Source organism: Paraburkholderia franconis (genome assembly GCF_009362735.1).
GTDB classification, from domain to species: domain Bacteria; phylum Pseudomonadota; class Gammaproteobacteria; order Burkholderiales; family Burkholderiaceae; genus Paraburkholderia; species Paraburkholderia franconis.
Genome location: NZ_WHNP01000136.1, coordinates 1 through 10135, shown reverse-complemented (window position 1 = coordinate 10135; position 10135 = coordinate 1). Strand labels below are relative to the sequence as shown.

General features: G+C 52.6%; 9 protein-coding genes and 1 pseudogene. 9 read left to right on the top strand and 1 reads right to left on the bottom strand.

Features of this window, described 5'->3' with window-relative positions:
- The first annotated feature begins 7 nt into the window (after positions 1–7).
- The 9 genes from GCT13_RS45560 to GCT13_RS45515 all read left to right on the top strand — a co-directional run bounded on the left by GCT13_RS45560 (position 8) and on the right by GCT13_RS45515 (position 9479).
- Positions 8–376, top strand: coding sequence for a nitrogen fixation protein NifZ (locus GCT13_RS45560; RefSeq protein WP_152768195.1), 369 nt, complete (start codon positions 8–10; stop codon positions 374–376).
- A 410-nt stretch (positions 377–786) separates the two neighbouring features.
- The gene (gene nifT / locus GCT13_RS45550) at positions 787–1005 is read left to right on the top strand and encodes a putative nitrogen fixation protein NifT (protein ID WP_087740411.1); all 219 of its coding nucleotides are present in this window, start codon (positions 787–789) and stop codon (positions 1003–1005) included.
- A 972-nt stretch (positions 1006–1977) separates the two neighbouring features.
- Positions 1978–3129 carry a 2-aminoethylphosphonate--pyruvate transaminase gene (locus GCT13_RS45545; protein WP_087740410.1) on the top strand — a complete coding sequence of 384 codons (1152 nt, stop codon included), beginning with the start codon at positions 1978–1980 and terminating at the stop codon, positions 3127–3129.
- On the top strand, positions 3062–4453 hold the full coding sequence (locus tag GCT13_RS45540) for an O-acetylhomoserine aminocarboxypropyltransferase/cysteine synthase family protein (RefSeq protein WP_227747372.1): 1392 nt from the start codon (positions 3062–3064) through the stop codon (positions 4451–4453). The genes GCT13_RS45545 and GCT13_RS45540 overlap by 68 nt, the downstream gene beginning before the upstream one ends.
- A gap of 30 nt (positions 4454–4483) precedes the next feature.
- Positions 4484–5548: a fatty acid desaturase family protein gene (locus GCT13_RS45535; protein ID WP_087740408.1), complete on the top strand. Its 1065-nt coding sequence runs from the start codon at positions 4484–4486 to the stop codon at positions 5546–5548.
- Positions 5545–6369: a gamma-glutamyl-gamma-aminobutyrate hydrolase family protein gene (locus GCT13_RS45530; protein WP_087740407.1), complete on the top strand. Its 825-nt coding sequence runs from the start codon at positions 5545–5547 to the stop codon at positions 6367–6369. Before GCT13_RS45535 ends, GCT13_RS45530 begins: the two co-directional genes overlap by 4 nt.
- Before the next feature lie 70 nt (positions 6370–6439).
- On the top strand, positions 6440–7036 hold the full coding sequence (locus GCT13_RS45525; protein ID WP_162849304.1) for a LysE family translocator: 597 nt from the start codon (positions 6440–6442) through the stop codon (positions 7034–7036).
- A gap of 94 nt (positions 7037–7130) precedes the next feature.
- Positions 7131–8039 (top strand): homoserine O-succinyltransferase, encoded by a 909-nt coding sequence (locus GCT13_RS45520; RefSeq protein WP_087740405.1) that lies wholly within the window; start codon positions 7131–7133, stop codon positions 8037–8039.
- Positions 8040–8120: 81 nt separating this feature from the next.
- Positions 8121–9479: a glutamine synthetase family protein gene (locus GCT13_RS45515; protein ID WP_087740404.1), complete on the top strand. Its 1359-nt coding sequence runs from the start codon at positions 8121–8123 to the stop codon at positions 9477–9479.
- A gap of 365 nt (positions 9480–9844) precedes the next feature.
- On the opposite strand, the pseudogene GCT13_RS45510 reads toward GCT13_RS45515, so the two are convergent.
- Positions 9845–10135: pseudogene (locus tag GCT13_RS45510) on the bottom strand (ankyrin repeat domain-containing protein); the annotation flags it as partial.

The following is a 10135-nucleotide window of genomic DNA, read 5'->3' as shown; positions in this document are numbered from 1 at the left end:
GCAGGTCATGCATGACTTCCACAACGACGACGCCATCGAGGTTGCATTTGCGCCGTCATTCAGTATTGGAGAGCGTGTGGTCGCGCGCTCGGTAATCCGCAACGACGGTACATACACCGGCAAGAATATGGGCGAGATTCTCGCGAACAGGGGCGACGTAGGCTACGTCACCAGGATCGACACGTTCCTGCAGCGGTTCTACATCTATGCAGTTCACTTCGTTGAAACTGATCACCTGGTGGGCATGCGCGAAAAGGAGCTGTGCACGCTCGACCATCTTCCTGAAGACGTGCTCGCACGTGCGGGCGAGCGCGCAGCGACCCTTCGCCAGATCGGCGTCGCTACCAGAGATAAGGTGGCGATGGCGCGACGATAGCATTGATGCGTCGACACTGCGGAGATGCGTTGGATGAACATTTCATCCCTTCCGCCAGCGTATCGGTGGGATATGTACGTCGTTGCTCTGGACGACCTCTGCAACGATGCGGATATCCCGACCGGGGTGAAGATGAGTGTCTCGTGACGGCAAGTGGTTGAGACTGGCGAGCCGTTGTATCTCGTCGAGTTCGACGGGGTAGTGGTCGGCTGCGCGGACAACAAAATCGCGCTTGCACCAACAAGTTGGGATGTTACCCAGAGAAGGATAGCTAGGCCCATAACTGTCGATGAGTTGCTGCGCGGCATGGAGCACGTGCTCAAGCGTTGCAACGTCCGCTTTGCTTGTTATTCGAAGGCGACGCGGGGAGTTCAGCATAAGTTTCCCACACAGACCGAGGAGCTTCCGACGTGAAAGTGATGATCCGCAGGGATAGACGAGGCGCATTGACCGCATATGTCCCGAAGAAAGATCTTGAGGAGCCGATCGTTTCCATGGCGCGCGCGCAAATGTGGGGAGGGCTCATTACGCTCGCGAACGGCTGGCAGCTCGAGCTGCCCGAAATGGCCGCTGACACCGCGCTTCCCATCACTGTAGAAGCCCGGCGCGTGACGGGGGAAAAGGATTGATATGGCGCCGATTCCTGATTGGATCGATGTCGTGGAGACCTTGGGTATTGTCAACCCGCCACATTCGGGCGGACGCCTGGGTAAGCGGCAATCGCCCCTGAAACCGGTCGCCGGAGCTTTGGCAAGTTCATTGAACGGATGCAATTTGGCAAAGCGTTGGCCGAGTTCCGTGCGATAGAACGAAGCGCGCGTCAAGTGCCAGTTGAGCGAGAAGCACTGCTGGATTAAGACGACCCTTGTGAGAAAAGCCTGCCTGCGCTTGGGGTCGCGAAATCCACGGATGCGCCGCTCGCTTAGTTAATGACTATTCCTGGTGCCGGCGAACGGATCCGAGCGAAGAAATGAAGAAGGGCACGCAACGCGTGCGAGGAAGTCTCTTGCGCCGCATCGTCGTATACGAGATCTGCTTTCTGTCTGTGTCTAGTGATGCTTGTGTGTCGTACCACGAAATTCGATCCCGTGTACACAGCCTGTATAAGATTAGATAGGCCACATAGCAAAAAATTGATTCACGATAATTTTTTACAATTCAGTTAATTTTAGAGAAGACGATAAATATCGTATAGAAGATTGCCGATACGTGCTGCTATTAAAGACCGTTAGACTGACATCAGAAGAATTCATGTTAATGAGATGTCTCACTGTGGCAAGATGAGCAACAACCGGCCGGATGGAGTCGGTTGGTGAACGATGGCGCAGATGCCTGCGTATGTTGTGCCCGACTTACCGGTGTGCCGTTTGCCTAAAGTGATGAAAAGTCGTCTCGTGCGGCTGATTTCATCGCAGATTGTCGCGAAAATTGTGCGTCACCTCGCATGGCGGAAACAGATCGTCGCGCGGATGACATGACGTTTTACAGGTGAACGAACTGGTTCGGCTATTCCATAAGTCAGCGCAAGAGAGCACATTCAAGAGGCCTGAATATATGTTTCACGCCTTCAAATAATCGTCTTCGATCGTGGAGTGTTATACATGGCTGGACAGCATCGTTTTCTATTGACACCGGGGCCATTGGCGTTGAGCGATGAGGTTAAAGCGCAAATGCAATATGACCTCGGCTCGCGCGATGCGAGTTTCAAGACGATAACAGCTGAGGTGAGAAATCTAATAGTTGACTTGGTCGGCGGTAATGGTGCTTACTCAGCGATCCCGATGCAGGGCGGGGGATCCTACGGCATAGAAGCAGCGTTGGCTTCTTTTGTTGCACCCTCCGATCGGCCTCTCGTCTGTATCAATGGCATCTATGGCGAGCGGATGCTAAAAATGTTGCAACTCCGCGGTGTCCATGCCGTCAGCATAACTGTTCCCAGTGACCAACCACTTTCAATATCCCAGATCTCTGAATATCTGGAAAAGAATTCAAAGATTACACACCTCTGCTTCGTGCATTGCGAAACCACCACAGGCGTCATTAATCCGCTAGGACCGATTGTAGAACTTGCGAAGCAGCATGGCGTAAAAACGATCATAGATGCAATGAGTTCTTTCGGTGCAGTGGAGATTAATTCCAAGCAGGTGGAATTTGACATTCTTGTTACTTCTAGCAACAAATGCATCGAGGGTCCGCCGGGAGTATCGTTTGTTATCGCTTCGCTGGAGATGCTTAATAGCAACGTCGAACATATGAACTCCTTCGTCCTGGATGTTCGAGACCAATGGAATACTTTTGAGAAATCTGGTGAATGGCGCTCCACCCCTCCAACACATGTCATTCAAGCTTGCGCAAAAGCACTTGAGCGACTGACCATCGAGGGCGTGTCTCGCCGCGCTGAGCGTTACTGCTCTGTACGAGACGCAATCATACGCGCAACCGCGTCGTATGCCTTTCCTCTTTTAGACGCGCGAATACGGTCGCCGGTATGCCTCGCCCTTACAGCGCCTGATGTTATTCGTACGCAAAAAGACCTCGACGCGCTCTACGCCCATCTGGTGGACTACAACCTCTACATCTATACCAAGTTGCATTCTCCGAGCCGCAGTTTCAGGATCGGTTGCATGGGACGCATCGACCCGATGTGGATCCGCCTGCTGGCGATTGCATTTAAAGATTTTTTCGATGGCAACCGTGGCATCAGAAGACACCTCCCTGCGTCCAAAAACCGATTTGTGGAAAAGGCCTTGTGATATGTCGAGAAACAATGCCAATGTGCAAATGTGCAGAGAAACGGCACTTCTTTATGCCGGCTATCGCCATGACCCGGTTACCAAGGCGGTGTCGGTGCCCATTTACCAATCCACCGCCTATGAGCTTGAGGGCGATCTGGAAAAGATCGCCGGCATCTACAACGTCAAGGAAGATGGGTTTACGTATACCAGGATCATCAACCCGACGACGCGCATCCTCGAAAAGCGATTCGCTGCGGTGGAGGGTGCAAGCGACTCTCTCGCGGTAGCTTCGGGGCAGGCCGCAACCTTTCTTGCCATCGCTAACCTGTGCAGCGGAACGCGAGGCGATAACGTAGTTGCATCGAAGTACCTATATGGCAATTCCTGGAATCTGCTCTTCAATACATTTAAACGGCTGGGCATCGAGGCTCGGTCTGCGGATCCGAACGATATATCATCCTTCGAATTGCTGACCGATGACAGGACCATTGCAATATTCGGGGAGGCGTTTTCCAACCCGTGTCTTGTTCCTTTGCCGATTCCGGCGCTCGCCGAAATCGGCAAACGACATGGCGTTCCCGTCATCGTTGACAATACCACGACTCCTTTGATCTGCCGTCCAACCTCTTTGGGCGCGAACATCTCCACATATTCCGCGACGAAGTATCTATGCGGCCATGGGACGACGCTTGGCGGATTGATTGTAGATAACGGACGCTTCGCATTCGATGATGCAGCGCGGTTCCCGTTGTTCAACGGGCCGGACGAAGCGCATGGTGGCGTCCTCTGGAAAGAGGCTGTTCGAAAACTTGACGATCTTGGTGCGAGCCCCTATTTGCTGAAGGCGCGAATGACGTGGCTTCGTGACACCGGAGCCGCGATTAGTCCGTTCTCCAGCTTTCAGTTAATTCAGGGCCTCGAGACACTTCATCTTCGCATGCAGCGGCACTGTGAAAATGCCATGGCGATTGCTGAGTTCTTGAAAAATCATCCGAAGGTCAAGCGTGTGTCATATCCCTCGCTATCCTCCGGATACGAACGCGAACTTGTCGACGAGTTGATTGACGCGAGTGTTGGTTATGGCGCGATCATCATGTTCGAACTGATGGATGAAGCAGCCGGCCGCAGGTTCATCACCAACATTGAGCTCATGTACCACGTGTCAAACGTCGGTGATGCGCGAACATTGGTCACTCATCCAGTCTCGACGACTCACACGACTGTTCCCAAAGAGCAGCGTGAGGCCGCCGGCATTTTCGACGGCTCCATCCGACTGTGTGTCGGCATCGAGAACATAGACGATATCGTCGCGGATATTCAACGAGGACTGGACGCCGTCTGACGTCGATCTTTCAACGGAGGAAATTCAATCATGGAAATCTATGAAGCCTGGCAACTAAGAGGCAAACGATTCAGGACATCCCGCTTCTCGCGCGACATTACCCGAGATTTATCAGAATTAAAGCCTGATAACATCACTGGTGCGCTTTACATTTTGAAGGACTATCTGGTCATTCTTGCATGTGCTTATGCGACAGTACGAATTACATGGTGGCTGTACCCCATCGCAGTGCTCATAATTGGCGCACAGCAACGCGGGCTGACCACGATCGCCCATGACGCCGCACATCGGACGCTCGCAAAAAACACCCGCTGGAACTATTTGCTCGGAATTGTTTTCGCAGCATATCCTCTCCTTCAGCGTCATTGGGCTTATCGCTACTCTCATGTTCATCTGCACCATCCCCATCTCGGCGACCCAGAGAAAGATCCCGACTTGAAGTTCTTCATATCGTCGGGCGTATATGATGTCCGCCATCCGCGTGAATACGCGTTCTCCATCGTCTGGAAAGCGATGCTCGGCGGTGCAACGTTACGGTATCTCAGATATCTATGGAACTACCGGTTTCTCATTTCACGCGAAGGACGGAAAGACATCGACAGGCTGGGAGCCGCCATCGATACCTATGGATTTGCGGTATTCTGGCTGGTCGTTATTCTCGGCTTCATTCAGGCAAAATCGCTTGATATGCTCGCGTTGTTCTGGCTGATTCCTTATCTGACCACCTTTCAGGCCTTGGGCTGGTTCATTGAACTTGCTGAGCATTCTCCAATGTGCGAGACCGAAACCGACGATGTCTATTTGACGCGCAATCGCAAAGGAAACTTGATCGAGCGGCTACTGTTCGGCGCCAACCTTGACGAATATCATCTGGAACATCACCTCTCGCCTGGCATCCCTTTCTGGCACCTAAAACGGGCACAAAAGATCAGATTACGCGATCCGCAATATGCCGAGGTTGCCGATTCATGGGGCGGACTCTTCGCTCGCGGCCCCAAAGGGCAGCCCAGTGTCATCAGCCAACTGCTTGAGCGGAACCGGCGGCTTTACGAGACGCAGCTTGAGCGCGTGCCCGGCGAGGAGCGAGCGCAATGATGGACGAGCATCGTGATATGACTTGCGCTGTTGTGGGGGTTACCGCAAATCGCCATCTTCACGACGGCATTCACCGCGATTGGTTGCAGCGACGTTATATCCAGGCGCTGACGAAGTATGCTTCAGTCGAGTGCGTCATTTTACCGACGATAGACGGAGATCAGCCATCTGACGCGACTATCCGGACATTTCGTGAAGTGATGCGCCGTCTCGACGGCCTTGTGTTGACGGGCGATGAATCCGATCTCGATCCCAGTATCTTTTGCATGAACGAGCGCGTATGGGCGCGCGCCGATGACGACGTTGTCCCCGGAGAGACCGATCGTCCGCGAGACCGGTTGTCGTGGATGGCACTTACGGTTGCCAGAGAGCTTCAGATGCCCATATTGGGCATCTGCCGCGGCTTGCAGGAGATGAACGTTTATCGAAACGGCACGCTGTACGAAGATTTGTCGTTGTCACACAAAGGAATCACGCATTCCGAAAACGCAAACCTGCCTCGCGACGAACAGTACCTCCCCGTTCATTCGGTCAAAATTGCTCCTGGTGGGTTATTGTCGTCGGTCATCGAGAGTGGGGAGCTACAGGTCAATTCGTTGCATAAGCAAGGCATCGCCGAACTGGGTGGAGGTATCCAAGCGGAAGCAGTCGCAGACGATGGCATTGTAGAAGCACTTTCATATAAGAATTCATCGACATTTCAACTCGCACTTCAGTGGCATCCTGAATGGCACGCCTCCAGCGATGACAAGAGTCAAAAGATTTTCAGAGCATTCGGAAGTGCCTGTGACGCCTATCTGGTGCAGCGATCGACAACATAGCGATCAGGCCAGAGTTTTACGTTGTTGTTCCTCTCATTTCGCAGGTATTCAAACAGAATTGGCGGAGTCAATGGACTTGCATCTGTTCGCTTTGTTTCTCGTAGCGTTCACCGTTGCCGTGGCTATGCCAGGACCGAATGTCGCGTTTGCCGTTGCGCAAACACTTAAACATGGACTCAAAATTGCAATTCCGAGCGCCGCCGGATTCGGAATCGGTGCAGCAGTTCACGCCGCGGTTGTATTGTCAGGAGTGGGTTTTTTTATCCGAAGTAATCAATGGGTATTGGGCTATTTGCGATGGATGGGAGCGATATATCTTGTATATCTTGCCATTATTACATTCCGTGGAAAATCGGCGTCGAGTGACGAAGCGACGACCAATTGGAGCTCGAAACAGGTGTTTATCGATTCACTCTTCGTCTCCTTGGCCAATCCAAAAGGATGGATAGCCACATTGCTCACATATCCGAGCTTTATCAGCCCGTATGGTTCGTACGCCACTCAAGCGGTCTCAATGGGCATTGCCGCGACCGCCATTTCTGTCGCGATCTATAGTACTTACATGTTTGTTGCTGATCGAGCGAGTGTTGCTTTCAAGAACAAATCCTTGTTGGAAAAAATAACCGGCACACTGTACGCATGCATCGCACTTGGTTTGCTCCTTTGATATTGCTCAAGGCTCCGGCGTACCATCGAGCCGCTGCCTGAGCGCCATCCGTAATTCCACGCGCCGTCTAGATTGAAACGGAGACTGTAGATCCATGCCTATCAAAATCCCTAACGGTTTGCCCGCCACGACTGCGCTGCAGACAGAAGGCATCACAGTGATGGACGGCGACAGTGTATTTCGTCCGCGTGACCGGCCTTTGCACGTCGGTCTGCTAAATCTCATGCCCAACAAAATCGAGACGGAGATGCAGATTGCACGCCTGCTCGGGGCAACGCCTATACTCGTCGATCTTACGCTTATAAAAATCACCAGTCACTCGTCCAAAAATACATCTGCGAGTCATATGACGACGTTTTACAAAGATTGGGTCGATGTAATGGATCAGGCCTTTGACGGTTTCATCATTACCGGCGCGCCGGTTGAGTCGATTCCGTTCGAGGAAGTCGCCTACTGGAATGAATTGATCGAAATTCTAGACTGGACACAAACCAACGCTCACAGTTGCTTTAACATTTGCTGGGGGGCGCAGGCGGCGATGCATCATTTCCACGGTTTGCCCAAGTACGCGCTGAACGAGAAGGCTTTTGGTATCTTCAGGCATCGTAGCCTGGAATCCAGGTCGCCCTATCTGCAAGGTTTTTCCGATGACTTTTTCATTCCGGTTTCCCGATGGACGGAGATGAGAAGCGCGGATATTCCGTCGGGCAGTGGCATCTCCGTTCTCATCGAATCGCCTGAAACGGGCCTGTGCCTTCTTGATGACCCGAAGCATCATTCTCTGCACATCTTTAATCATATCGAGTACGACTCACAGACGCTAGCGGATGAATATTTTCGTGATCGATCAATCGGTCGACGCATAAATTTCCCAAAAAACTATTTCCCAGACGATTGTGAGGTTCTGCAGCCTAGGAATCGCTGGCGCAGTCACGCGCATCTCCTGTTCGGAAACTGGGTTAATCAGATATATAGGACAGCGCCTAATACGCGTTGTCGTTGACAAATCTTTTGCTGATCATGTTCCATTTCAATGGAATTGGGCTTGTGTGGAGAGTGGATTATCGATCCAAGGATATGAAATATGAGTCTTAAATTCGACATGTTGAAGCAAGCGGTTGCTTCTGGTGCCATTGATACTGTGCTCGTCTGCATGGTTGACATGCAGGGGCGCCTTGTTGGGAAGCGATTTCACGGCGACTTCTTCGTTAAAGGCGCTTATCTGGAAACGCACGCCTGCAATTACTTGTTGGCCAACGATATGGAGATGGAACCAGTCGCCGGCTACACCAGCGCCAGCTGGGCAGCGGGGTATGGCGATTTCGTGCTCAAGCCTGATCTTTCGACGTTACGACGACTTCCTTGGCTGGAAGCAACTGCACTGGTAATTTGTGATGTTCTCGATCAGAGCGGGCAGCCGGTTTCGCACTCGCCGAGGCAGATCCTGCAGAAACAGATTAGCCGTCTGACGGAAAGAGGGATGACTGCCTGTTTCGCATCGGAGCTCGAGTTTTACCTGTTCAATGAGACCTATGAGGAAACGTCGGTAAAGAAATACCGCGACCTCGTGACATTTGGAACATACAGTCAAGATTATCATATCTTGTCGACGTCGCGCCAAGAATCTGTCATGCGTCCGATAAGAAATGGGTTGCATGGAGCAGGAATCCCAATCGAATGCTCAAAGGGAGAATGGGGCGCGGGTCAAGGGGAAATTAACGTACGTTATGCTGATCCTTTGGTGATGGCGGATCAGCATACGATCATCAAGCATGGCAGCAAGGAAATTGCTTCGCAACAAAAGAAGGCAATTACGTATATGGCAAAGTGGAGCTACGAGTTAGCGGGTTCGTCGGGCCATATTCATTCGTCCCTTTGGACACTGGATGGAACCCCGCTTTTTTTTGACAAAGACTCGCCTTATGGTATGTCGGATCTTATGCGCCACTACCTCGCGGGGCTTCTGAGGTATTCGAGAGACATTACACTATTCTTGGCACCATACGTTAACTCGTATAAGCGATTCCAGAAAGGTACTTTTGCCCCAACGAGAACTGTGTGGAGCCCAGATAACCGCACTGCCGGATTTCGCGTTTGCGGCAAAGACTCCCATGCCGTTCGAGTCGAATGTCGAATTGGTGGCGCGGATCTCAATCCGTATCTCGCCTTCGCGGGGCTAATCACGGCTGGCCTTGCGGGCATCGATCATAAACTTGAACTACCGAGTCCATTGATCGGCGACGCGTATCTCGAGGGCGAAATGCCTGAGATTCCCAAAACATTACGAGAAGCGGTCGCTATAGCGTCAAACTCGACATGGCTACGCGAGGTATTTGGGGACGATGTCATCAATCATTACGTGCATGCCGCTCAATGGGAGCAGCTTGAATATGATCGCCGTATAACGGATTGGGAGTTGGCCAGAGGATTCGAGAGAAGCTAACCGCGCCACGTTGCACTGTATGAGCTGCGCGCAGCGGTGAAACCGGAGGCCTTCCTTCATGGCTTTGACGGGAAACATAACAGGTGAGACGCCAGAGGCAGTGGCGAACCGATCGATATTCCCTAACCGAAACCACGCGTGATGTGTTTGGTTATTTGCGGAAGGTCAACCTAATACTCGTCTAGCCCATGAAGGCGCTATATCGGCCACAACCGTATAGCACGTCTTAAGGCATTTTCGACTTGAGAGGGGCGTTGCGAAGCATCGCGGAATATTGCTTACGGCGTGAAAAGCGGTTCGACGCAGGCCGGGCGATGCATGGATTTGGTCGAAATGTTCGTCGTACTGCGCGGTGAAGGTTCTCTTCAGCGCGAAGCATTATCCGGCAAGACGTCACCCGGAATCCGTGGTTGCCCCGGTTGCGCAACGTACCGCCCGGTGACGGGGGACGATGCCCGGGCGGCGTCTCTGAGTCGGCCTACCATGCGCAGCAGCTGCAGTCCGAAATCGGTGGCCATGTCGAATGCGTTGCGCCCGTCGGGCGCCACCAGGCCGTCGCTCGCGCCGAGCGATATCAGCAGCCACATGAGCTCGACCCGGCCGCTGGCGGCGGCCTGCATCAGGCACGTGATGTCGTTCCCGTTCGCGTGATCAAT

Bases quoted from the DNA above. Each gene is read 5' to 3' on its own strand.
- GCT13_RS45560 (WP_152768195.1), top strand. From the start codon at position 8: ATGCATGACTTCCACAACGACGACGCCATCGAGGTTGCATTTGCGCCG.
- GCT13_RS45545 (WP_087740410.1), top strand. From the start codon at position 1,978: ATGGCTGGACAGCATCGTTTTCTATTGACACCGGGGCCATTGGCGTTG.
- GCT13_RS45540 (WP_227747372.1), top strand. From the start codon at position 3,062: ATGGCAACCGTGGCATCAGAAGACACCTCCCTGCGTCCAAAAACCGAT.
- GCT13_RS45535 (WP_087740408.1), top strand. From the start codon at position 4,484: ATGGAAATCTATGAAGCCTGGCAACTAAGAGGCAAACGATTCAGGACA.
- GCT13_RS45530 (WP_087740407.1), top strand. From the start codon at position 5,545: ATGATGGACGAGCATCGTGATATGACTTGCGCTGTTGTGGGGGTTACC.
- GCT13_RS45525 (WP_162849304.1), top strand. From the start codon at position 6,440: ATGGACTTGCATCTGTTCGCTTTGTTTCTCGTAGCGTTCACCGTTGCC.
- GCT13_RS45520 (WP_087740405.1), top strand. From the start codon at position 7,131: ATGCCTATCAAAATCCCTAACGGTTTGCCCGCCACGACTGCGCTGCAG.
- GCT13_RS45515 (WP_087740404.1), top strand. From the start codon at position 8,121: ATGAGTCTTAAATTCGACATGTTGAAGCAAGCGGTTGCTTCTGGTGCC.